Consider the following 24679-nt stretch of genomic DNA (forward strand, 5'->3'; position numbering starts at 1 on the left):
ACGGTCTATATTTGCTCCACAATAAATAAGAAATTATGAAAAAAAATGTGTTTTTAGCTGGGATTCTTATCACTTCTACACTGTATTCTCAACAACTGACAACTAATACAGGAAGCCCTGTAGGAGATAATCAAAATTCTAAAACGGTAGGAAATAACGGACCTGTTTTACTGGAAGATATTCATTTAATTGAGAAGTTAGCGGCTTTTGACAGAGAAAGAATTCCTGAAAGGGTAGTGCATGCGAGAGGGGCCGGAGCTATTGGCGAATTTGTTGCAGATGCCGATTTTTCAGAGGTTACCATGGCTGACTTTTTATCAAAAGCAGGAAAGAAAACGCCTGTATTGGTAAGATTTTCTACTGTAGTACATCAGCAGGGATCTCCGGAAACTTTCAGAGATCCAAGAGGATTTGCAGTTAAATTTTATACTGATCAGGGAAATTATGATTTAGTGGGAAACAACTTACCGGTGTTTTTCATCAGGGATGCCATGAAATTTCCTGATATGGTTCACGCTTTTAAACCATCTCCGGTTACCAATAACGCTTCTGATAATAACAGGGTTTTTGATTTTATGGCTAATATTCCGGAAGCTACGCATACGCTGACTTGGTTGTTTTCAGATTATGGTATTCCTGCCAGTTACAGGGAAATGCAGGGGAATGGGGTACATGCCTTCAAATGGGTCAATGCAAAAGGAGAAGTAACGTATGTAAAGTATAAATGGGTTCCTCAGCAAGGCGAAAAGAATCTTACTCAGGAAGAGGCCGATAAAATTCAATCTACACAAATAGAACATGCTACGAGAGATTTGTACAATGCTATTAGCAATAAAAACTTTCCGAAGTGGGATTTGTATATACAGATGCTGAAAAAAGATGACTTTGAAAAGCTTGATTTTAATCCGGTAGATGTGACCAAAATATGGCCGGAATCTATTGCAAAATCGGTTAAAGCAGGAACAATGACTCTTAATCAGAATCCGACGAACTATTTTCAGCAGGTAGAACAGGCCGCTTTTTCTCCGGGAACTCTTGTACCGGGAATTGAACCATCAGAAGATAAACTGTTACAAGGAAGACTATTTTCTTATTTTGACACTCAGAGACATAGGATCGGAGGAAATTTCCAGCAATTACCAATTAATGCATCAAAGAATGAAGCGATGACATACAATCAAAACGGTTACATGTCTATGAGACCTCAAAGCGGAGAAGTCAATTACCAGCCGTCAGCGGGAAAACCGGAAGTGACCGATAACAAAAAATTCAAATACTCTCAGACTATTTTTCCAATGGGTACATCATCAGTACAGGCGAAAATAGATAAGGAAAATAATTTTAAACAGGCCGGAGAACTGTACAGGTCTTTCTCTAAAAAAGATCAGGATAACCTGATTAAAAACCTTGGAAATGCTTTGAACAGTGTTACCAATAAAAAAGTAGTGGCTAAAATGATCTCTTACTTCTATCAGGCAGATTCAGAATATGGAAAACGTCTGGCGCAATATGTTAAAATGGACCGCCAGCAGCTGGAATCTTTATTGTCTTCAAAATAAGAATAATGAGATACTTTATTTCCGTCGTTATTTTGTTTCTTGCGATGAGCAGAATGAGCGCGCAAGACATCTTTTCGTATGCAAAGACAGGTAATATAGAAGCCATGTCTAAGTTAAAAAAAGATATTGATTCTAAAAACACAGGAGGCTATACTCCCTTAATCTTAACCGTATACCATAACCATTACAAAGCGGCCCGATGGATGCTTGAAAACGGAGCTCATCCTGATCTGCAGGATCAAAGTGGTAATACAGCATTAATGGGTGCCGCTTTTAAAGGATACAAAGAAATGGTTTCATTACTTATTTCCTTTAAAGCGGATATGAATGCCAAAAATTACAATGATGCAACAGCTCTGATTTATGCAGCCGTTTTTGGCAGAACAGAAATCCTGAAAATACTCTTAGAAAAAGGAGCTGATAAAAATATAAAGGATAACAGAGGAAACACAGCTTTGCAGCATGCTCTGATGCAAAATAATGAAGAAGCTGTAAAATTGCTTCAAGGAGAATCAGTAATTAAATAATATAATTGCTGGTTAAAAATAAAAAATCCCCTTTATCCATCTGATATTGGGGATTTTGTTTTGGTATTACATCTTAGTGTTTGTTAGAATGCTCGTTATTATTTGTATTTGTGTGCCTGGTTTTTATCTCCTAACCGTACAAGATCTACCGTGTTTTTAATGTTTAGTTTTTTGTAGACTCTTGCTTTGTAGGTGCTTACTGTAGAAAGATGCAGGTTCAGTTCATTCGAGATCTCAATATTGCCGTATCCTTTTATCAATAAATCAAATATTTCCTTTTCTCTTTCGGATAAGGCTTCTATCGGGTTGATAGGAGTGTCTTTTTTAGCGGAAGAAACCAGTTTTTTTACAATATCCGGGGAATAATAAGTTCCTGTTTCAAAGATGTTTTCTACGGCTTCCAGGATATTATTTTCATCACATAATTTATTAATGTATCCGTCAGCCCCTTCAATGATATACTGTACTGCAATATCATTGTCATACACCGAAAACACTAAAATCTTAAGATCCGGCTGTATTTTTTTTACTTCACCAATCATGCTCAGATACTTACTCTCCGGCATATTGATATCCAGGATCAATAAGTCGAATTTCTCAATGAGTAGTTGATCTGTTAGATCTGTATAAGATTCTGCGTAAGAAATCTTCACATCTTTGTAGTGTGATTCCAGAATAAGGGTGGTTCCCAACCTTACTACAAAATGATCATCAGCAATAATAATTTTTCTATCCATATTTTTGTTTTTTTATTTTAATCGATACTATTGTTCCATATGGGTTATTGTTTTTAAAGTCTATTTTACCGTTGATCATCATGAGTAACTGAAGAATAAGATGCAGTCCCAAGCTATATTTTTGTAAAATGAGTTTTTCATTTTCAATATTTTTCTGAAGCTTTTCATAGTACGTCATCTGTTCCTGGCTCATTCCTTTTCCTGTATCTCTTACTTCCAGAAAAAAGATGCTGTCATCTTCAATAGTAGACAGTTCTATGGTTCCATTTGTTGTATTTTTTATCGCATTATCTATTAAATTATGAATAATAACCGCTACTACATTCTGGTTGATTTGGGAGTAAGTAGGATTTTTAACATGATTAATGATCTGCGTGTTTTGTTCTTTGGCAGCTCCTTCAAAAAGAGTTTTTTTGGATTCAATAACTTCGTAAATATTATAGGTTTCCTTTTTTTCGGAAACATTATAAATTTCGGCGTATTCCTTCAGGGTTTTTACAAAGTTGTAGAACTCTATAGAAGATTTATAAAAGCTTTCAAAGTGCTTTTTTTGTATATAATGATCGTGTTCATCAGTTTCATACAATTTCTTTGCAGCAATAGACAGATATTTGATAGGAGTGATAATGTCGTGACTTATTGTCTCCAGCAATTTTTTCTGCTGAACACTTTCTTTTCGGAGCTGTTCCTTTGTATATTCCAGTTTTGAAACTGTTTTTAATAATTTCTGAGTTCTTGTTTCAATGATTTTTTCCAGTTCTCTTTTTTTCAGTTCCTGTCTTCTTATTCGTAGTTTGATTAGCTTTAATAAGATGAGTGATAGAATTAAAATGACAAAAAACTTAAAAAGTAATGTTTGGTAGAATAGATATTTTACATCAATATTCAGTGTTTTGTAAATGTATTTTCCTGTTGGAGAGGCTAGTACTCTGATGATAAGCTGATATTTTCCGGGTTCCAGATTGGTGATGTAGTATTTCCCATCACTATTTACTTTCTCCCATTTCTCATTTTTAGAGCCTTTTAGTTTGGCTTCAATTACAAGGTTTACCCGGTTGGCATAATAAGGTACATCTACCAAAATCAAGGCTTTGTAGAAATTATTTTCCAAATTGATGGTATTTTCTTGTATGTTGCTTTTCGAATCATAAAATACAACACGTTCCATGAAGAAATTTTGCGGATAATAACTTTTTATTTTTTTAGGATCAAAAAATACCAGTCCTTTTATGGAAGGGAAAACAAAACTTCCATTTTGTAGAATTGCAGAACTGGGAGAACATCCTCCGTTGAATTCATTGGTATTGAACCCATCTTCTTTGCTGTATCTGTAATAATATACAGAAGACTTCCTATCTCTGGAATAGTTCAGAAGATTGTTTTTCAGTACCTGAAATAATCCGTTATTGGTGCTGATCCAGAAAAATCCTTTTTTATCTTCCAGAATTGTATGTGAAAACAAAAGGTAGCCGTCCTTATCTTCAGGCATTTTTATTAATTCTTTGTTTTTGTAAAGAAAAAAGCCGTTTCCCTGAGTCATGATCCAGAAGCTTCCATCATTCGTTTTTACAATTTCCCTTACATTCAAAGACTTTTCAGATACTTTTTTTAATGTGAAATTGGGAGTTTCTACAGAATATAAAGCATCTCTGGTCCCCACCAACCATTTGTTCTGACCATATTCCTGCACAGAGGTTACAATATTTGGGATTGAAAGTTGTAAGAATGGATTTTTAAAACTGGCATCTTTGTAAAAAGCAAGCTGGGTACTTAATGAAGCTGTATGAAATGCTATGACATAATAATTGTTCATGTTCCAGAGGCAAGATGCTGTTTTTCCAAAATAAAGTTTTTCCTTTCCTGAATAATTGACATTGTTAAGAAAACGCAGTAGAGAAAAATCATTTTGAATAATTATATTTTTTTGATCATCATATAATAAAAAATACCTGCTTGTTGTACTGAAGTGATATTGTTTTTCCAGTCCGTTTTCACTGTAAACATCTCCCGAAGATGTAATTACCTTATCCGTTCCAAAAGGCAGCAGGGAATAAAAAATATTATCATAAGATTTATCTGATTTGTTGACCACATGAAAATTATTGAATTTGATTACATTAAGCCCATCAGATAAGGTTCCCAGGTATAGCTTATTATTTGCTTCATCATGATAAATAGAGGATAAAGAATTTTTCTTAAGGTCATAAGCTGCAAGTTTTTTTAAACTGACAGCATTGTTTTCATAGACTATTTTATACAGAATGCGATCCTGAATAATAAAAGACTGATTATTAATCTGACTCCAGTATACCTTGACATCATTTTGGAAAAAAATATCAGGAGCATCTGTGTATGTAATTTTTTCGGAGGTGATTTTAACGATTTTTTTCAGTGCCTTGGATATAATAAATATATTTTCTCCCAAACAAAACGTGTCCAATATAAAATCCTTCGGCAGTCCTTTTATTGTCGCAATATTTTTATGCTTATACTGTATTGTTCCATCATTAGATAGATGATAATAACTATTCTTATTAAAATAAATAAAGAATTTCTTAAGATCAATCTCTTCTAAAACTCCATTTTTCATAAATACTGAATATGACCTGCTTTCACTCAGTACTTTTTTTATGCAGTGGTTCTTTTTCTGTAAAATACTTACATTTCTTTTGGATATTAAAGTGGTGTTTTCACTGTAAGCGGTTAAATTATAAATAGAGTCTTTTTCAGCATTTCCAAAAAAAAAGGAGAATCTGTTATTCTTAAGATTAAGATGATTAAAGGTTACGAAATTATATCCGTCATACCGCACAAGTCCGTTCTCTGTACTCATCCAGATAAATCCATATTTGTCTTTGGTAATATCCTTTACACTATTCTGCGGAAGCCCGTTGTCTGTATCATACCAAACAGAGGCTGTCTGCTGGCTACAACAGATTTGTATACAGAATAATAAAATGAAAATATAGATTTTAAGAGGCATCAGTTGTGGATTGATAATTATGTGTGTTTTTTAATAGATATAGTGAATTATTATTATAAAGTTAGGAAAAATTAACGGCCAGCAAAAGTATACAATGTCATTTTTAAACTACACACTATTAAATTTAAAATTACAATCACGACTATCTATTTTTACAATAATTATTTTACCATCCGTATGGGTTATCTGATCTTTGTCCCAACAATTTATTACCTGATTTAACAATGAATGTTAAATATGTTCCCACGTATTTTAAGTGAAATTTCAGGGTGGTTTATACAGGGGAGACGTACATCTCCTCTGTTAAAATTCAGGTGATCAATAAGCAGATGAATGTCAAAAAAAAATAAACCAAAGGTTATGAAAAATAGAAAAATTACATCCTTAGCATTGGTAATGCTTGGACTATCCATTACCGTGTCCGGACAAACCGGAAATGTAGGAATCAATACAACTTCTCCTACAAGTACATTAGATATCAACGGAAATTTACGGGTCAGAGATTTGCCGATCATTCCAGCCGGAACTCCAATGGTGTCCGATGCAAATGGAAATATAGGAATATTCAAACCCGTGGATCCGGATGATTTTATTGTCTATAATCTGGATAGTAATATCAGACAAAATGATTCAAGGAATGTAGCTTTAACTTCGATAAGAAATCCTACGCAAAACGGAGGTTCTCCTCAGATAGATGCCAATAATTGCTGGGTAGTTCCCAATTCTACGATTGGATTGAAATTTCCGGCAAGTTCTGTGCGAAGAGGTACTGTATCCTGGGGATTATGGTTTGAGATGAATTACGGTGATTTAGGTCCGTTTTCCCAAACTTCCACTGAAAGTGGAACAGGAAAGATTAAAGTTCCTGTATTGTTCAATAGCAGAGCATACGCAAGACTTTACAAAAAAACAGGACCTGGAGTAAATGATTGGACGGAACAAAATACAGTAACGGTGGTTATGCAGACCTCGCAGATTTCACCCTACTTCTTTGATGCGGCAAATTTAGACAGCTCAGGTAATCCATATGCTGTAGGAGGCGCTACCAATGCCAATTTCAGATACTTTCTGTATGCCAATTACAGTGTAGGTGACGGAACAGGGATTAGTATTGATCCGGATTCTGAATATAAAGTAGAATTATTATATGGAATAGAAAATTTATCTTCCCGTGCTGCCATTACAAATGCTGCTTTTTTACAGAACTGGGGAGTACAGTCTACAGGATATAGTTTTTACAAGAATTAGATTTTTAATTACATTTTAAAATGAGCGGAGTAGAAATATTCCGCCATTTGAATTCAAAGTACTTTTTATAAAAAGCAATTTATTAACATAACAATCTTCACAATTTGAGAGTTCAATGAAAATAAACAATAAGAAAAAAGTAATTCATCATATGATTTTTCAGCTGCTACTGATTGTATTCCTATTGGTAACAATTATTACACTTAGATTCCTTGATTATCATTTACTTCCAATGTTGTTTATTTTTATTACTCTTTTGGCATTGCTATACGGGAAACTAAAAAACAGGTTTATCTTCGAATATGAAAACTCCGGAGAGATCCTTTCCATAAAAAGTTATCAATGGCTTTCGGCAGGTAAAAAACCTCGTTTTGAAATGCCGCACAGAAAAATCGTAAATATTGAAATCAAGGAAGGCATTTTAAAAAAATACCTGGTTATTCTATTCTTGAATTCTTCGGGCAAAGTTTTAAGAATGGATATTGATATTACCTTTTGTAATGAAAATCAGGTGAATTTACTTTTTAAAGATATCACAAAAAATATGACCATGAAAGACCATGAGTTTATTTCCGAAGGAGATGGTGGTGTTTTGAACAGTAAATAAATTAATATAGATGGAAAATTTAAAAGATATTCATATCGGAGATCTGCTGTATAAAAGAGTAAAGGAAGAAGAAGTAGAGATAACCAGAATCTGTAAGTTTTTGCAGAAAACAGAAAAGGAAATTACAGAAATGTATTCTCAGAAGTCTGTAGGTGCAGATGTACTTTTAAAATGGTGTAAACTGCTTGAATATGACTTTTTCCGACTGTACTCCAATCATTTGATTTTATATGCTCCGGCATCCAGCCCCAATAAAAAAGAGAAACAATCCCAGCTGCCTCAATTCAGGAAAAGCTTATATACTAAAGAGATCATAGACTTTATGCTGGAGCTCCTGGAGAATAAGCAGATGACAACTTTAGAAATCATGAATCAATACAGAATTCCAAAATCAACGCTCAATAAATGGATAAGCAAATACAGATCATAAATATCGGCCCCAATTATAAACAGATTTACCATGATTTTATCGAAGCCAAATGCCCTGATAAAAGAGAATTTGTCAAAGGGTTTTTAGCCAAGGACTGTCTGTCAGTATCTGATGTGCTGAAGATTAATACGATCATTTTTTTTGATGGATTGTCTGAAAGTCAAAAATTCAAATCCTATGATAAACAGGTTATTTTTGAAATCCTCGATTATCAGAAAAAGCACAGGTTAAATAATACCCAGCTGGCTAGCCATTTTAAGCTGAGCAGAAATACAGTGACCAAATGGAAACGTACATTTTTAATATAAAGAGAAGAACACATTTTCCACTAAAGCAATGTTGTTTATCGTTTTGTTTTTTTTCTAAGTTTTTAGAGTATATCTGATGATAGATATGCTCTTTTTTTGTTTCGATGATAGTGTTGAGTCGTATTTTATCTACAATACCTGAGATTTTTTTTTACAGAATAAGCTTAGAATGTTTACAAGATCTGTTTTGCCTTTTACCATAATTATTATGACCTTTGGAGGACATTAATGATTAAAATTTCCTGATCGCATTTAATTAATATCGATTCTAAAGACTAAGGATGAAATATCTTGAAAGATCATTTTCTTTCTAGGTATTCATTTACGTTTTGAATATTTTCTCTTTCATTAAAAAACAAAAACCTCCCTTACCCAAAAGGCAAGGAAGATTTCAATCAAAACGCTATAAGAACAGTCTGATAACTACACCACAACATCTATCTTTACATTGATATTTCCACGGGTTGCTTTTGAATAAGGACATGTCGCATGTGCTGTTTCCACAACTTTTCTGGCTTCATCTATAGGAAGACCCGGTAAAATGATCTGTAAATGAGCCTGTAGAAAAAATCCGTCATTATTGGATGTCAGATCTATTGAGCTATTGACAGACAGGTCCGTAGGAAGATTAACTCCCATCTTAACAGCACCCAAATGCATAGCTCCGATAAAACACGCGGACCATCCTGCAGCTAATAACTGTTCCGGATTCGTTCCGTTTCCTTTTGCTCCGGGTGAGGTCAGTTCAATGTCCAGTTTTCCGTCACTGCTTTTAGCTTCCCCGTTGCGTCCTCCGGTTACTACAACGTTACCTGAATACAACACTTTATTGATGTTAACTACTGTTGTATTTTCTACTTCCTGAATGGTATTTAATTCCATATTTTTATTATTTAGATTGAACAATATTGTTGATGATCTGTTATTAAAATTTTTTTCTTAAATCTTTGAAAGCGGCTCTAAGTTCTTCTGTGAAGACTTGTGGCTGTTCCCAGGCGGCAAAATGTCCTCCTTTTAGAGCTTTATGATAATAATATAAAGTAGGATAGGCACGTTTTGACCAACTTTCCGGAGCTTGATAAATCTCGTGAGGAAATACCGAAATGGCTACAGGAACTTTAATGTCTTTTGTTTTCTGTGCATCAGCGCTGAAGTTATTTTTATTGTTCTCCCAATAGAAACGCGAAGAAGATGCTCCTGTATTGGTAAGCCAGTAAAGCGTAATATCATCAAGAATCGCATCACGGCCGATTACATTTTCAGGGTGGAGGTCGCTTTCGCTCCATTCAGCGATCTTCTCGTAAAGGAATGCAGCTAAAGCACTTGGAGAATCAGAAAGTAGATACCCTGTTGTCTGTGGACGTGTTACCATCATTCCTCCATAGGCTGCATTTCTTCCAAAGAAAGTACTCATTGCATTGTAAGCCTGTGCTTCTGAAGCGGAAAGTCCGGCAGGCACAGGATCGCCTGCATTGATGGGTTTTACAAGCTCAGCAGGAATAGTGGCCGGCATGGTAAGGTGAATCCCCAAAAGACCGGAAGGAGCCTGTTTTGCCAAAGCATCAGATACTACAGAACCGTGGTCACCACCTTCGGAAACATACTTTTTGTACCCAAGTCTTTTCATGAGAACATCCCAGGCGCGGGCCACACGATCTGGATTCCAGCCCAGTTCTGTAGGTATTTCTGAAAAACCATACCCTGGGATAGCTGGGATGATCACATCAAATGCATCACTTGCTTTTCCTCCATATTTCACGGGATCAGTCAGAGGTCCTATGGCATCAATAAATTCCAGTGGAGAACCCGGCCAGCCATGAGTAAGGATCACGGGCATTGCATTAGATTCTTTTGAACGTACATGAATGAACTGAATATCAAGTCCGTCAATCTTTGTTACAAATTGTGGAAGCGCATTCAGCTTATTTTCTACTTTTCTCCAGTCATAACCATTACCCCAATAGGTGATCAGTTCTTTTAACTGAGCGAGCTGAATTCCCTGAGAAGCATCTTTTACTGTCTCTTTATCAGGAAAACGGGTCTCCGAGATTCTTCTTTTGAGTTCATCCAGTTGAGATTGTGGAATATTGATATGAAAAGGACGGATACTGATGTCAGATTTTGACGAAGCCGTATGGGCGTTATTAGCTTGCGCTTTGAATATTGCAGGAGTACTTAAAATAAAAGTTGCTGCTAACAGGATGTTTGAAATTGTTGTTTTCATTGTTTTGTTGTATTTAGATTTAGATTTGTTTTTCTTTTTTGATGAGACAAAATTATGCTCTGAGAATCGCTAGGGAAACGGGTAATGTACTCAAGTAGTCATATTTCGTATCGAAATAGACACTACAGGTGGTAAATAGGAAATAGTATAAGGATTGATCTGGTGAAAAGACGTGTTGGAGAAGGCGCCTGGTTCTTCATTTTTTTGTAGTTTCGCTTTTCTGAAAACACGGTTTTCGGCCTATCACATTATATAAACTTCTATGAAACGAAATTTTATCAATCAGGAAGAACTTTCTGATAAATTCTGGAATATTGACTATTCAGGAACTATACAAAAAATTGCATTCGGGAAAACCGGAACCAAAGGACGTGAAACTATTAAAGAATTTGCTGACGAAAAGGAGTGCATCCGGGAATCTGAGAAACTCATCAGCCAAAAGATAAAAAAAGGATATACTGAAATTCAGGAGAACGAAGAAATACCCCAGAAAAAAGAGCTTTCAGAAAATGAAAAAGCAGATATTTATTTCTGGGAAGCTATCGAAAAATCTAATACATATAAAAAAGCCCATTGGAGTGAATATGATATTGATGAACACCTGGAAAATCTAACGGCTTATCTTGCCAAATTTGGGAAAGAAAGACTTATTCTTTTTGAAAAAACCCTTCAGGAAAAATTGAGTGAACTGTATACTGCCGAAATTGCTGAACTTTCCTTTATCCTTGAAGGTGATTTCAGATCAGAAAAAGGGACATATGTTTTTGATGGCTTCCTTTCTGATGACGGATTTATTTATTTCCGATGCTGGCTGATCCTTAAAGGAAAAGATTTTTTTGAAGATATTACGCAGGATATCCAGTCATTTGTAAGTGGAAAATATAGCTTTAATATTGGTGATTGCTGGGGAGAAGGACTTCTGTATGTATCAGATGAAGCCTATTCCGAAAATCATGACAATGAGGATGAGTCAGAAATAAGAGATGCGGTGGATGAGCAGTATCCGGATAATCATTATGACGGTATGAACCGCCAGATGAAGCGTGAGCCAAAAGGAGGCACTGATCTTCATAAGATGTATCCTAAATTAGTAAAAGAGATCTGTGAGTTAAGAAAATAACAGATTCCTTTTTTAAAAGATAAAAAATAAGCTCCGTTTTATACAAAAACGGAGCTTATTTTATGATTGTATTTTCTGAAAAATTATCCGTGAGCTTCTACGGATACTTCATTCCATTCTTCCCAGACTTTTAATCGCTGTTCATAATTTTGTTTTACAAAAGGAAGAGCGACTTTCCCAAGCAATAAACGCAATGGAGGATTTTCAGTTTCGGCTAATTTTATCAATGCCGGTGCTGTGGCTTCTACATTTCCGAAAGAGTTCTCAGCTTCCGAAAAGGCTTTTTTAAGACCATCATAAACGGGGTTGCTTTGGGTATTAATTCCTGTATGCCAGATATTGGAAGCATAGCCGTTAGGTTCTACCAAAGTAACATGAATACCGAATTCTTTTACCTCTGTAGCTAGAGTTTCACTTAACCCTTCCAATGCAAATTTAGAAGCATTATAAAGTCCCATTGTTGGTAAAGTTGCCAATCCCAGAATAGAAGATACCTGAATGATATGGCCGCTTTTCTGATCTCTCATAATAGGAAGTACAGCCTGCGTAAGCCACAGAGTTCCAAAGAAATTGGTTTCAAACTGTGCTCTGGCTTCCTGTTCATTCGTTTCTTCAATAGCACCCGTTAATGCATACCCCGCATTATTGATCAGGATATCAATGCTGCCAAAGTGCTGTTGTACCTTTTGAGCCACAGCCAAAGATTCTTCCCGTTTGTCTACATCTAAGGTTAAAGGCAATACAGAATCTCCATATTTTTCTTTTAAATCATTAAGTGTTTCTACATTTCTGGCTGTTGCCGCTACATTGTATCCTTTTGCTAAAAAAGCTTCTGCCCATGCTTTTCCGAAACCTTTTGACGCCCCTGTAATTAAAACTGTTTTTGACATTGTTTTGTTTTTTAATTAATTGTTATGATTATACTTTTTAAAGTTTTCTTTTTAATTTAAATGACCGATCGGTCATATTTTTGATAAAAAAAATTACACTCTATTTTCTTCTATCATTTTTTTCAGGCTATTGCCAATAACCTCCATTCTGTCATTATTACCAGACATTCTTGACATCAAATGACCTCCTTCAAGCATGGCAAAAAGAACTGTTGCAAAATCAGCCGGATTCCAGTCTGCTCTGAACTCTTTATTAGCAATTCCCTTTTCAATAATACCGGAAAGTAATTCCTGTCCCTGTTTAATGGCACGGTTTACCTTTTCTTTGACTACAGGATTAGTGTCATCAGCCTCCATTCCAAAATTTAATAAAGGACAGCCTCCAACAACCGGTGGGTGATTGGGATCACTAAAAAAATCAATATATGCTAATAATTGCTCTTCGGAAGTTGTATGCCCGCTCAAAACTTTTTGGAGTTTATCACTTAATAGTTTCATGTTATGCTCAACGGCAGCACAGGCAAGAACATCCTTATTTTCAAAGTGAACATACATACTGCCTTTAGACAATTTGGTTGCCTCCATAATATCGCTCATAGAAGTAGCTGCAATCCCTTTTGTGTTAAAAATAGGAGCTGCTTTTTCTATAATGAACTGTCTGGTTTCTTCACCTTTTGCCATGATACCTTTAAATAATGATACAAATATATGACCGATTGGTCATAAAAACAAAGCTTTTCTTAATTTTTTTAATGCATGTGTTTTAAAGTACTGATAACCAGAATTTTGTTTATGGTTGTTCAGCAAGGAAGCATTGAAGGAATTTCTAATCCATTATGAATCCTTCCACAAAAGTTTTCTTTTGTGATTTGTTTCCCAGTCGTTAAGAGAAAGTATTTCTTCTTTTTATTTTAAGAAATTTTTCACAGTAAACAATATTTCATGTAGAAAGGCTCGATTAAATTTTTAAATTTACCTAAAATTAATGCAATGGCAAACGATAAACTGAATGTCCGGACACTCCGTGAGCTTTATCAGCAGCTGGATCTTCCTGTTGATTATCTGGAAGTGGAATCTGGCTTTACCATTCATCATTTAGAAGAAACATTCAAAGATTTACCCTTCCGTTCTGAGCCTTTTCGACCAAACTACTTCAGTTTTTTATTTATAAAGAGTGCATTCGGACATTATACGATAGATGACCAGCGGTTTGAAGTGACCTCAGATACCGTATACTTTACCAACCCCGGAAATTACAGGATTTTTGAATGGGAAAAACTGAAGCATACATGTCTTATCACTTTTGGAGAAGGCTTTTTGAAAGAATATGTACATGATGATGTCTATCGGGATTTTTCTTTTCTTTTGTCAGAAGTTATTGCTCCCCGGGTTTTGTCACAGCAGCAATTCGGCCAGATAGAAGAGTTATATAGATTGATACACAAAGAGTATAAAGGACATTCTTTATATAAAAATAAGATTATCGGAGCTCTAGTGATTGCATTACTGTTAAAGATCAAAGAATATTTTTTTCAGGATTATGACCCTATTTATGAAGGGAATCGCAGTTCACAGATTGTTAAAACTTTCAAACTGAATGTAGAACGGCATTTCAGAGATCTGATCAGCGGAAAAACAAATGCTCAGTTAAGAGTTCAGGACTATGCCTACCTGCAGGCCCTGCATGTCAATTATCTTTCCAGTGTTATCAGTAGTAAAACGGGAAAAACAATCAGCTCATGGATTGCCGATAAAACGACAACTGAGGCCAAAGTCATGCTTCAGAATGAAAAACTCAGTATTAAAGAGATTGCAGCAAGATTAGGCTTTCTTGAAACTCCTCATTTCAGCAATTATTTCAAAAAACACACTTCAATAAGCCCCGCAGAATACAGAAAACAGTATTTTGGAAGCCAATCTTAGATATTTGCAACATCTGCTATAATTCTTGTACGTCCTTGATGAGCGTAATGTATCAACTTTGTCCTATCAAATTAACATTGATAAAAACAAAGTAATATGAGTACATTAAACAACAAAGTGATCCTTGTGACCGGAGCGTCAAGAGGAATCGGAGCTGAAATAGCTCAACAGCTTGCGTCAGCAGGAGCAAAAGTTATCGTCAATTATGCAGGTGGAAAAGAGGCTGCAGAAGATGTTGTAGCCTTAATAGAATCCAATGGAGGTGAGGCCATTGCCATACAGGCGGATGTAAGCAGTCCTGAGGCTGTAAAACAATTGTTTGATCAGGCTGTCGGCCATTATGGAAAACTGGATGTTCTTGTAAACAATGCCGGTGTTATGATTACCAAACTGATCAAAGACACTACTGATGAGGACTTTACACGTCAGTTCGATATTAATGTAAAAGGGACATTCAATACCTTAAGAGAGGCAGCTGCCAGGCTGACCGACAATGGAAGTATCATTAATTTTTCATCTTCTACTACAAGACTGATGATGCCTTCTTATGGCACTTATGTAGCAACAAAAGCTGCTGTAGAACAATTGACCCGTGTATTTGCAAAAGAAGTTGGCAACAGAGGAATCAATGTAAATGCAATTCTTCCGGGACCTACCAATACGGAACTTTTTACTACCGGTAAATCACAGGAAGTGATAGACAGGCTAGCTTCTTTAAATGCATTTAACCGCTTGGGAGAACCTGGGGATATTGCGAAAATTGTGGTTTTTCTTGCCGGAGATGATGCGAAATGGATCAGCGGACAAACCATTGGGGTAAACGGTGCTATGGCATAATCATATAGTATGAAAACTTTACCAATTGCAGCCGCATTCGGCCTTTTCGGGGCCATTGCCGTCACTGTTTCTTTTTCACAGCAATGGCCTACGTGGGTGATGTTCATAGCCTGGGTGAGTTTCTATATTTTCGGTAAAAAGTGGCACAGTTCTCTATGGGCATTTTTACAGATTATTCTGGGAATGGGAATGGCGGTACTGATTCAGTTGACATCCGGGTTTTTGGGACAATTTATCGGGGCATTTGGGTTTCCGGTGTCTGTATTTTTTTACATAGGATCATTAGCGTATTTCGCAGGAACCCAAAAGCTGAATAACATACCCGCATGGTTTTTAGGATTGATTATTTTGTTTGGAGTTCACCCGCCATTGGAACCGCTCCCGATATTAAAATTACTGATACCCATCATTGCCGGATTTTTCTTTGCCTGGCTGAATAACAAGGTCGTTGAAACTATCCATGAAAAACAGGTGCCGGAATCATCCACTCAATAAAATTTATTTTTAAACACAATTATTATTCAAATTAAAAAATCAAAAATAATGAATTCATTACAAAATAAAGTAGCCATTATTACAGGCTCAGGAAGAGGTTTAGGAAAAGCTATCGCAGAACGTTATGCTGCTTTGGGCGCTGATATCGTATTAAACTATTCACGGGATAAAGCTTCTGCAGATGAGGTGGAAAGCACCATCAAAGCAATGGGAAGCAATGTGATTTCTGTACAGGCAGATGTAAGTAAAGTGACTGAAATTACGTATCTTTTTGAGGAAGCCAGAAAAGCATTCGGGAAAATAGACATCGTGGTTGCCAATGCCGGTATTGAAATGGTAGAAACTCCTGTAACAGCGTTTACTGAAGAGCAGTTTGACAGACTGTTTTCAATCAATACCAAAGGAGCTTATTTCACCATGCAGCAAGCCGCTCTGAATGTAGAGAACAACGGACGGATTATCTATGTGGCATCGTCTACTACAGCTTTTCCTGTGCAGGGTATGGCAGTATATGGTGGAAGTAAAACAACCCCCAGATATCTTGTGGATGTACTTTCAAAAGAAATAGGACACCGTGGGGTAACGGTGAATACCATTATTCCTTTCGCTGTAGACCATTCAGGAATTTTTGCAGAAGAAAGAAGCTATCCTGAACTGAGAAAATCATTGATTGAAAGTTGTCCGATGGGGAGATTGGCAGAAGTGGAAGATGTAGCCAATATTGCGGAATTTTTTGCAAGTGATCTTTCTTCATTTGTGAACGGACAGCATTTACTGGTGAATGGAGGAGCTAATCAATAAGATGGAATGATGAAAACTATGAAATTATCCAGTATTGTACTGGTAATGATCTGCACTCTGAATGCCTGTGGACTTCCTATTGGCTGATAAGCTGGATTAATATGAAAAGCTTGGATAAGCTCGTAAGTTTATGATCATAAAAAACCTCTGTTTCAGAGGTTTTTGTATTTAAAATAAAATTCCCCAACCAAAAATAAAATTCCCCTGAGAATTAATGAATAAATTCTTAAAAAAAGGTTGGGGATAAAAAATAGAAATGTAATACTAAACTATATTCATAGAATTCAATCATTATTACTGTGTTTTGGAGACAAACCAATCCTTATTTTTTTGACCGTTATTTTGATACATCTTCGTATCATGCTGCAGGACCGAAATCCTGCAGTGATACACTTTTCATTTGTGTTATAGAATCGTAAGTTTATAAAAAATTAAAAGGAAAGCATACATTCAATAGAGGGATATTGGAATGTATGCAGCAACTAAAAATCTTGATTTATAGGAGTTCAAAGCTCAATCAGTATTTTTTTATCCATTTGTATAAAGTGGTTTTGGGGATTCTGTAATCTTCTATTATCTGTTGTTTGGTTTTCTCATTTGTTTTTAAAAGATTTAGAATAAAATCAATTATTTCAACGGTATAAATATTTTTCCTGAACTCTGGAAGCTGTGTTTTTTTTTGTTTTAATTTTTGATAATAATCTGATGACAAAGGAGGTGAATACAGCAAAAGATGTTGAGAATAGATCCTGAAAAAATCATAAGTTAAAAGCTTGCTCCATTTAAGAAGAATCTCTGCATCCAGAGATTTGCTTTTGTACATCTCTGCAAGTTCCTTATGGCTGCATTGCATAAAGTTCAGGAGTCTGTCTGAAGAAAAGCCGGTTTCTTTCACCCGTTTTTGTATCAATTCACCGATATGGATATCTCTAAAAAGCATAATGAAGAAAAATTGAATAAAACCACTTTTGTGATAGACCAAAAGTGGTTTTTATAATTTGAAAATAGATATTTTATTATTCAGTATAGATATTAAGTACCATAATATACAATACTCAATGAAGCTGTAGTTAATCTGTGAGGTCTTGTGTAGTTACCTCTACAACTTATTATTTCACCGACATTAAAATATGTAGTTACTCCTATAGTATTTGCTTCGAAAGTAAGATTGTCAGTCAAACTACTTTGATTTACAGAAAGTTCAGTTGTAGTACTAGAAGCAGTTTTCTTTATAAAGGTTTGTACTGTTCCTCCAGTTGTAGGAAAGTTCATACCAACATTTTTTTTTGTGTAAAGCAAAATACCATAATATCCTGCTTTCAATACTGTAAAATTCCCTGAGCTGTATGATAAGTTTACAGCATTGATTTTGTCAGTAGTAAAAGTGTACTTAGCCTCTGTATTGGCAGGAAGATCACTGGTTGAGGTAATTCCTGTGGCAATTCCTACGATAGAAGGTATGCTTAGTGTTGTTCCATCTTTCAGGTTGCCATTAGCATCAGTTCCCAATAAATTGAAATTCTTGTAATTTTCCAGCCGTACAGAGCCATCATCAGATACACTAAGCAACTCCTTATTGGTGCTGTCATTAATCTCTAAGGCTTTTGTAGTGCTTGTGGTCCCTTTACTAATTACATCAAGCGTAGCGCTGGGTGTTGAAGTATTCATCCCAACCTGTGAATACATATTCAATGAAGTAAGGAGAACAGCGGGTAATAATAATTTTTTCATAGATGTAAAGATTTTTTATTTTGTTTTTTTTCACTTAGACTCACAGATATGTAAGTTGCATGTGCTGTAAATCAAGAGGGTACATTTTGTTGTTGCAATATTACATTCGTGACTTAATGTGGTGCAAAATTTTATCTATGACATAGCTATGACATGATATTAACTTTCTGATAATCAGATGCTATTTTTAATCATATATTATTTTCTGTTTTATGATCCGCTCTCTCATCGTATGTAAAATGTGTGTTTAATTTTGGGTTTTAAGTAAAAGGCTCTTGAATGATTATTGAAATATGGATGGAGGGGTAAATGCTTACTTTGTACAATAATTTATTGTCTTCGTAATTATGTTTGAAATTTTAATAATGTTATGATGGGTTTTGTGACGATAAAATTATATTCCTGAAAAATAAGCTAGAAACAGTAATAATTCTTATGTCATATCTGTGTCATACCTATGTCATGTCCATATTGATTCCTTTTTTCTTTAAATATTTTATAATTGCTCCTGAAATAGCAGTAGTTCTCGTATAATGATTAATTGGATATTGTATTTTCTTATTATTATTGATTTTTTAATAATTAAATCATTTATTTGGTTTTAATTTTATTTGATTTTACTGTTATATTTGTTATGTATATAAATTGTTACACATGCTTACTATATGATGAAATTTATCTTTTTGTTTTTTCCATTTTTGCTTTTTGCACAGTCTAAAATTACCACAAGAACTATTGAAAAGAGACTGGAGAAATCTAATGCACTTCTTATTGAAGGGCAGACAGATGAAATGGTTACATTGAATCTTTCGATACTGGATGACGCTAAGCATATTAATTATGCAGAAGGTAAATTGTCTGCCTATTATAATTTAGCGCTTGCTTTTTCTATGCAGCACAAGTATAATAAAAGCAATTACTTCTTAAAGATGATGGAACCTGAATTTAAAAATTCGGATGCTGAAGATCAGGAAATTTCCATGAATATATTATACAGTATTAATTACAGAGGAATTAAAATGTATGATGAAGCACTAAAAAAATTAAGAAAGAATTTGTTGATGGCAAATGATTTAAAAAATGATTCTACCAGACATGCCATAAAAGGAATGATTCTGGTTCAGGTTGGGAAAAATTATCTTGAGAAAAAAAAGTATGACTCTGTTACGTACTATGGAAAGAAGATTGTTGATGAATTGAAGAAATCAAAAAAAATGGACGTCGGAATGAATACAAGCTTAAAAGCGGCATTGCTGCTTTTATCTGAAGCAAAGCTGAATGAAAATAAAATTGATTCTGCAGAGTTTTATATGAATTTAGCTCGGTCTGTGCCTGTTGATTGGGGGAATAATGATTTTGCAACATTGAAGCTTTTAGGACAAATTCATGACGTGAGAAAGCAATATGATTCCGCAATTGTAGATTATGAAAAAGCAATAAAGCTTGCCACAAAAGCAAAGAATTTAAAAAAATTATCAGAGTTATATCATTTAATAGCCAAGTCATATGAAAAAACCGGTCAGATAGATAATGGAAAGAGATATGAGCTCAAATATAATAGTCTTAATGATAGCTTAAAGAGGATAGATGAAGAGAATCTGGAAGATACAGTAGGTCTTCTTGTAGAAGAAAAAAAGAAGCCTTTGGAGCACCGAACCCACATTTTATTATACGTTATACTTATAGGATTTGTGGGTGCAATTATTATCATCTTTTTTGTACATAACAGGATGAAAAAGAAAAATAGAGTGCTAAATATAAAAGAAAAGGAAACTCAGGAACTTAATCAAAAATTGAATTTTGCATTTGAGGAAGTCTCCCAGTTGGCTAAAAATAATGACCCGGAATTTCTTACCCGATTTCAGGAAGTATATCCTGAGTTTATATCAAAGTTATTGAAAATAGAACCAGAACTGCAAAGTACAGAATTAAAATTTTGTGCTCTGTTATTTCTTAATTTTTCTACCAAGGATATCGCTGCCTATACTTTTGTTCAGCCCCAATCTGTACAGACCAGAAAAAACCGTTTGCGTAAAAGATTAGGGATTCCATCGGATGAGGATATTTATCTGTGGATGAAAAAAAATAAATAGAAGCTTATTGTATCACATCGCTATTTTACTATTTATAATTTGGTATTTCAATGTATTGTAACACCTATGTGATAGGTGTTTTTTTGGAAAAACAATGAGGATTAATCAAATTTGTATTCCAAGAAAAGATAAATTGTTGTAAGTGAACTTTTCAAAGATAAATTATTCTTTGTGGCTAAGAGTTTAGTTATTATTGGCCGGAGATCAGCCACGCTTCGGCCCCCTTTTGGGGTATTATTTGATTAAAACATATAAAGAATTTATGCAAAAAAGTGAATCACCTGATTATAAAAGAATATACGAAGATATCTTACGATTGCAGCATCCCACCAAAAAAGAACAATGTGAATCCATATTATCCAAAAGTAGATTTTCGGTAAAAGATGTTATTACCATCAATGATATTATTTTTCCTAAAGCTGATAAGAAGACCCAGTTTGATAATCAAAGACATCGTTCTTATGATCAATCGGCGATTCTTGAAATCCTTGATTATCAGAAAAACAATAAATTGAGTAACTCTGAATTGGCAAGATATTTTAAATTGAGCCGGAATACTGTTGCGAAATGGAAGAAACATTTTTTGGTGTAATGTGTTGTGTATTAAAAATAATACACCAGTTTATTTGAAAAGATATCATAATCGCTTAAAGTTTATCCTTTAGAAATATCAGAAATAAGATTCTATACTTACATATACCTGAATTTTTCTATCACAAGAAATCCAGATTTTTAAAATAAAATTAAAAGCTTCAATGAAAAAACAGAGACTATCTCATTCATGAAATAGCCTCTGTTTTTTTAATCAATATCCTGTTAATGCAGGTCATTAATTTTTTATGGTGGAAATATGGATACATTTTTGACCGTTAAAATCTGCCAGTTCAATGTTGCCAATCATTTCATTATAGACCCGGGTAGTGGTATCATTAAACTGATATCCTTCAATAAACACAGGTCTGTCCTTTGGAAGATTGCTCTGCTCATTGAGCATTTCCAGTGATAAACTATCAGGATAACCTTCATTTTTTTTAAACTTAATCTCTATTAAGCCGTTGCCAGCGAGATAATCAAATTTCTTTAAATGAGAAGGCAGAGCGGCCTTGGTTTTATAAACGTTTACTTTCTCAATACTGTTTTTGTAAAGATCAAACATGCTGGCAGTTCCAATGGCATCATTGTAAACAGCAAATTGTACGTTGCTGTTTTTCTGAGCCCAAAGTAGACCTGAAGAAATAATGAGGAATATATATAATAACTTTTTCATAATAAATAGATGTTTAAATGCCAATGATTTACTGTGGAAGGTTGGGATTAATTTCTGTTTTTTACTGTAATCCATCCGGTGTATTTTATTGGAGTCTGTTTTTTGTTGGTCTCATTCCAGCCCATATCAAACCAATAGGTTCCGGTAGATACTTTTTTGCCGTCAACGGCTCCGTCCCATTTGAATCCGTTCAGTTTACTTCCTTCATGAATCTTACTTCCGTATCTGTCATAGATACTGAATATAAAATTAGGTTTATTTGCTAAAGCAGAATAATCAAGGATATCATTTATTCCGTCACCATTCGGAGTGATGATGTTGATCAGATTAGGAACTGTGATTTCTACCTGCAGAGGAATACAATTGTATGAATCCTTTACGTAGAAAGTTTTGCTTCCGCGGGGTATATTGGTAAATATATTTTCATTCTGCCAGTTGATATTATCCATGGAATATTGATAAGGCGCTGTTCCTGCAATCACATTTAATGTAACCGAATTATTGTTAATCGTAATCTCCGAAATGACAGGGTTTTCAGAAGCATACACCTTCACCGTTTGTCTGGTGGTACATTCTCTGTTTTTCAGATCTACCCAATAGGTTCCAACTCCTACATTTTTGATGGACGGTGTTGTCGCTCCCGTACTCCATTCATAAGAAGTAAAACCTGGCCCTGCATCTAATGTGGTTGTATTTTCCATACAGATAATTTTATCCTTTAATACATCTGAGTACATAGGAGCGATAACTGTAAGAGTGACTTCTGCAATTCTATAACATCCGTTGGCATTACTTACTTTAACATAAACTACACCAGTAGGAGCAATGTAATTGGCTGGATTCAGAATTTGGTTTGTCCCATTGTGTGCATCTGTTGGAGACGGATAATAATGTTTAATAGTTCCTGGTTGTATATTAACCCCTGCTGAAGTTAAATCAAATACCCCAAGTGCGTGATTGGAAGGCTCAAAGCATGATCGTAAGGCAGCATCTTTAACGATTGGAGTTTCAGAAACCGTTAAAGTTAAAGTTACCTGCTCACAATCTGTAAAATCCGGATTGTTTCCACAAAACTTATAAACAATAGTATCCGTACCCAGATAACCGAAATTGGGAACATAATTAAGTACTCCTGATGCATCAATAGTAACTGTACCATCTGTCGGAGGTGTAATAATAGTTACTGTACTTGGGACATAAGTTTGGGTAGAATTGGTAAACTCCGGTACTATAGTCTGATGTCCTTCACAAACCGTTACCGCTTTGGTAGATTCTTCAAGACAGGTATAGACCTTATAAACCGGAGTAGTTGCCGGATTACAATTGCCTACTGCAATTTTTACCGTATAATTTCCTGCAATCAGTGGAGTATAAGTATTGGCATTGGCTCCGGTAATAGGGTTACCGTTCAGGAACCATTGGTAGGTGTCATAGCTGTCACTTACTTCCAGTACAATGCCCGGAATACATTCTCCTGTCTTTTTGGAAATCAATGGAATAGAAGAGAAACCTGCGAAGTATCCACCATATCCGGATGTACTGTATCCACCGTTAATACCTGCGGTTACGGCCTTATCAGAAACAACTGTTACATTTCCGGTGATAGATGGGATAGCATAGGTCACCCAGCCGTTATTCCCCGTCAATGCAAAAGGTCCTTCTGCAGCTGTAGGAGTATTTCCATTTACCATTACATTGGCTCCAACTTCTGTTAAAATATTCAGTTTTACAATAGCTCCGGTTGGGACAGTACTTGTTACTCCCGGTCCTGTTGGCATTTCATTGATCTTCCCGATTTCTTCAATTTTTCGGGGTAGAAAACAGTTTAATGGTGGTATGTAATTGAAACCACAGGTTGCACTGCTGTTGTTTACAGAAACCATCTGATATAAATAGACATTTTTTGAAGTCGTAATAAACATATTAAAATGCCCGGAATTTCCCTGCTGAACATAGCTGCTTCCTGAAATTCTGTAAAATTCCCCACTGTTGATGGTTGCAATAGGAGTGCTGGAACCATTGATGAATATTTGGGTATTGTTTTCTGTTCCTACAACGATACCTCCTTCCAGGTCAGCATTGGTAGATCTGGTTCTTACCATGGCAAAAGTACTTCCAAGTCTATCCGTAGGTACAGACTGATCAAGAATTGCATCCGAGCCCGTACTGGTGTTGCTTCCAAAATTTCCATTTACATTTCCATTGGTAAGGGTAATGGGTTTATCAGAAACAATTTTAGCTCCAATAAAAGCAGATAGGTTTTGACCATTTGCTCCCGGACCTCCGGCAAAAATAAAAGATTGTCCTTTATTAAGAGTAATTGTCTGCGAATGATTTGTTGGTGTTCCTCCAAAAAATGTTACATTTCCATTCCATGTAGCGGTTACAACCGTATTATTTTCTGTTGCCAATATACCTGCCGTGAAGTTATACAACGTAAGTGATGCGGTAGTAGGAGTTCCGGCTACATAAAATTCTTTGCCAATCCCGGCTTTTCCTTTACTTGTTATGATTTCAGCGTGTGTAGTACTGCTTACCATCCTTAATGAACAGTAGAATGGCTTGGCCCCTTGCACATATAAACCTTTATTGATGGTTGTGAAAGCATCTGTCGTAACATTGGCGGCTATATTACCAATGGGTACCACAAACGTCTGAGGAGCACCTTTACTAATGGTTACATTACCAATCGGAACGTTGTTGCTGTTAATCGTAACAACAAAAGGAGTTGCAGAATCGGTAGAAAGATATAATGCCTGCGTATAATTTACAGAGGCGTAATAAGGTGCAAACCAGTGATCTGTATCTCTCTGAGCACAAATAGGAATGCCTAATATCAGGAACAGTAAACTAAATATAAAGCTTTTCATGCATTGCTGAATTTTGATCTTAAAAATTA

Annotated in this window: 23 protein-coding genes; 13 read left to right on the top strand and 10 right to left on the bottom strand. The window is 35.2% G+C overall.

What is annotated here, in order from left to right; genetic code table 11:
- Positions 1-35 precede the first annotated feature (35 nt).
- On the top strand, positions 36-1559 hold the full coding sequence (locus ACTJIP_RS10920; RefSeq protein ID WP_175627243.1) for a catalase: 1524 nt from the start codon (positions 36-38) through the stop codon (positions 1557-1559).
- Positions 1560-1564: 5 nt separating this feature from the next.
- Positions 1565-2086, top strand: coding sequence for an ankyrin repeat domain-containing protein (locus tag ACTJIP_RS10925; RefSeq protein ID WP_180563953.1), 522 nt, complete (start codon positions 1565-1567; stop codon positions 2084-2086).
- A 98-nt stretch (positions 2087-2184) separates the two neighbouring features.
- On the opposite strand, the gene ACTJIP_RS10930 is transcribed toward ACTJIP_RS10925, so the two are convergent.
- Positions 2185-2823 (bottom strand): response regulator, encoded by a 639-nt coding sequence (locus ACTJIP_RS10930; protein ID WP_077416623.1) that lies wholly within the window; start codon positions 2821-2823, stop codon positions 2185-2187.
- Positions 2816-5806 (bottom strand): ligand-binding sensor domain-containing protein, encoded by a 2991-nt coding sequence (locus ACTJIP_RS10935; RefSeq protein WP_440704575.1) that lies wholly within the window; start codon positions 5804-5806, stop codon positions 2816-2818. Before ACTJIP_RS10935 ends, ACTJIP_RS10930 begins: the two co-directional genes overlap by 8 nt.
- 360 nt (positions 5807-6166) lie before the next feature.
- On the opposite strand from ACTJIP_RS10935, the gene ACTJIP_RS10940 reads away from it, so the two are divergent.
- The 4 genes from ACTJIP_RS10940 to ACTJIP_RS10955 all read left to right on the top strand — a co-directional run bounded on the left by ACTJIP_RS10940 (position 6167) and on the right by ACTJIP_RS10955 (position 8399).
- Positions 6167-7054, top strand: a complete 888-nt coding sequence (locus ACTJIP_RS10940; RefSeq protein WP_440704576.1) for a hypothetical protein — start codon at positions 6167-6169, stop codon at positions 7052-7054.
- 115 nt (positions 7055-7169) lie between these two features.
- Positions 7170-7661 (top strand): hypothetical protein, encoded by a 492-nt coding sequence (locus ACTJIP_RS10945; RefSeq protein ID WP_428168903.1) that lies wholly within the window; start codon positions 7170-7172, stop codon positions 7659-7661.
- A 10-nt stretch (positions 7662-7671) separates the two neighbouring features.
- A complete protein-coding gene (locus tag ACTJIP_RS10950; protein WP_077416631.1) occupies positions 7672-8091 on the top strand; it encodes a transposase in 420 nt (139 codons plus the stop codon).
- Positions 8067-8399: a transposase gene (locus ACTJIP_RS10955; RefSeq protein ID WP_077416633.1), complete on the top strand. Its 333-nt coding sequence runs from the start codon at positions 8067-8069 to the stop codon at positions 8397-8399. Before ACTJIP_RS10950 ends, ACTJIP_RS10955 begins: the two co-directional genes overlap by 25 nt.
- A gap of 423 nt (positions 8400-8822) precedes the next feature.
- Here the strand turns inward: ACTJIP_RS10955 and ACTJIP_RS10960 are convergent, their stop codons facing one another.
- Together ACTJIP_RS10960 and ACTJIP_RS10965 are read right to left on the bottom strand one after the other, a co-directional pair.
- The gene (locus tag ACTJIP_RS10960) at positions 8823-9281 is read right to left on the bottom strand and encodes an organic hydroperoxide resistance protein (protein ID WP_257468944.1); all 459 of its coding nucleotides are present in this window, start codon (positions 9279-9281) and stop codon (positions 8823-8825) included.
- A 43-nt stretch (positions 9282-9324) separates the two neighbouring features.
- Positions 9325-10623 carry an epoxide hydrolase family protein gene (locus ACTJIP_RS10965; RefSeq protein ID WP_440704577.1) on the bottom strand — a complete coding sequence of 433 codons (1299 nt, stop codon included), beginning with the start codon at positions 10621-10623 and terminating at the stop codon, positions 9325-9327.
- A 262-nt stretch (positions 10624-10885) separates the two neighbouring features.
- Between ACTJIP_RS10965 and ACTJIP_RS10970 the strand changes: the two genes are divergently transcribed.
- Positions 10886-11743, top strand: a complete 858-nt coding sequence (locus tag ACTJIP_RS10970; RefSeq protein WP_440704578.1) for a DUF4240 domain-containing protein — start codon at positions 10886-10888, stop codon at positions 11741-11743.
- Positions 11744-11826: 83 nt separating this feature from the next.
- Here ACTJIP_RS10970 and ACTJIP_RS10975 read toward each other — a convergent pair whose 3' ends face one another.
- Positions 11827-12633 (bottom strand): SDR family NAD(P)-dependent oxidoreductase, encoded by an 807-nt coding sequence (locus tag ACTJIP_RS10975; protein ID WP_219072834.1) that lies wholly within the window; start codon positions 12631-12633, stop codon positions 11827-11829.
- 93 nt (positions 12634-12726) lie between these two features.
- Positions 12727-13314: a TetR/AcrR family transcriptional regulator gene (locus ACTJIP_RS10980; RefSeq protein WP_077416643.1), complete on the bottom strand. Its 588-nt coding sequence runs from the start codon at positions 13312-13314 to the stop codon at positions 12727-12729.
- 309 nt (positions 13315-13623) lie between these two features.
- Here ACTJIP_RS10980 and ACTJIP_RS10985 point away from each other — a divergent pair, with 309 nt between their 5' ends.
- The 4 genes from ACTJIP_RS10985 (at position 13624) to ACTJIP_RS11000 (ending at position 16689) form a co-directional block, all read left to right on the top strand.
- Positions 13624-14556: a helix-turn-helix domain-containing protein gene (locus ACTJIP_RS10985; RefSeq protein ID WP_077416645.1), complete on the top strand. Its 933-nt coding sequence runs from the start codon at positions 13624-13626 to the stop codon at positions 14554-14556.
- A 96-nt stretch (positions 14557-14652) separates the two neighbouring features.
- Positions 14653-15393, top strand: a complete 741-nt coding sequence (locus ACTJIP_RS10990) for an SDR family oxidoreductase (protein WP_077416647.1) — start codon at positions 14653-14655, stop codon at positions 15391-15393.
- A gap of 9 nt (positions 15394-15402) precedes the next feature.
- Positions 15403-15888, top strand: coding sequence for a DUF1097 domain-containing protein (locus ACTJIP_RS10995; protein ID WP_077416649.1), 486 nt, complete (start codon positions 15403-15405; stop codon positions 15886-15888).
- Between the two features lie 48 nt (positions 15889-15936).
- Positions 15937-16689 (top strand): SDR family oxidoreductase, encoded by a 753-nt coding sequence (locus tag ACTJIP_RS11000; protein WP_077416651.1) that lies wholly within the window; start codon positions 15937-15939, stop codon positions 16687-16689.
- Between the two features lie 517 nt (positions 16690-17206).
- On the opposite strand, the gene ACTJIP_RS11005 is transcribed toward ACTJIP_RS11000, so the two are convergent.
- Both ACTJIP_RS11005 and ACTJIP_RS11010 read right to left on the bottom strand, forming a co-directional pair.
- Positions 17207-17629 carry a transposase gene (locus ACTJIP_RS11005; RefSeq protein ID WP_440704579.1) on the bottom strand — a complete coding sequence of 141 codons (423 nt, stop codon included), beginning with the start codon at positions 17627-17629 and terminating at the stop codon, positions 17207-17209.
- Between the two features lie 92 nt (positions 17630-17721).
- On the bottom strand, positions 17722-18420 hold the full coding sequence (locus ACTJIP_RS11010) for a hypothetical protein (RefSeq protein WP_428168899.1): 699 nt from the start codon (positions 18418-18420) through the stop codon (positions 17722-17724).
- A 665-nt stretch (positions 18421-19085) separates the two neighbouring features.
- On the opposite strand from ACTJIP_RS11010, the gene ACTJIP_RS11015 reads away from it, so the two are divergent.
- Both ACTJIP_RS11015 and ACTJIP_RS11020 read left to right on the top strand, forming a co-directional pair.
- Complete coding sequence (locus tag ACTJIP_RS11015) at positions 19086-20513, top strand: helix-turn-helix transcriptional regulator (protein WP_428168898.1); 1428 nt, start codon at positions 19086-19088, stop codon at positions 20511-20513.
- 262 nt (positions 20514-20775) lie between these two features.
- A complete protein-coding gene (locus tag ACTJIP_RS11020) occupies positions 20776-21105 on the top strand; it encodes a transposase (protein ID WP_077418031.1) in 330 nt (109 codons plus the stop codon).
- A 237-nt stretch (positions 21106-21342) separates the two neighbouring features.
- Here ACTJIP_RS11020 and ACTJIP_RS11025 read toward each other — a convergent pair whose 3' ends face one another.
- Both ACTJIP_RS11025 and ACTJIP_RS11030 read right to left on the bottom strand, forming a co-directional pair.
- Complete coding sequence (locus ACTJIP_RS11025; RefSeq protein WP_077416660.1) at positions 21343-21780, bottom strand: hypothetical protein; 438 nt, start codon at positions 21778-21780, stop codon at positions 21343-21345.
- 47 nt (positions 21781-21827) lie between these two features.
- Positions 21828-24650 carry a T9SS type B sorting domain-containing protein gene (locus ACTJIP_RS11030; RefSeq protein ID WP_077416662.1) on the bottom strand — a complete coding sequence of 941 codons (2823 nt, stop codon included), beginning with the start codon at positions 24648-24650 and terminating at the stop codon, positions 21828-21830.
- Positions 24651-24679: the final 29 nt, after the last annotated feature.

It is taken from the genome of Chryseobacterium sp. 22543, from assembly GCF_052044565.1.
GTDB lineage: Bacteria > Bacteroidota > Bacteroidia > Flavobacteriales > Weeksellaceae > Chryseobacterium.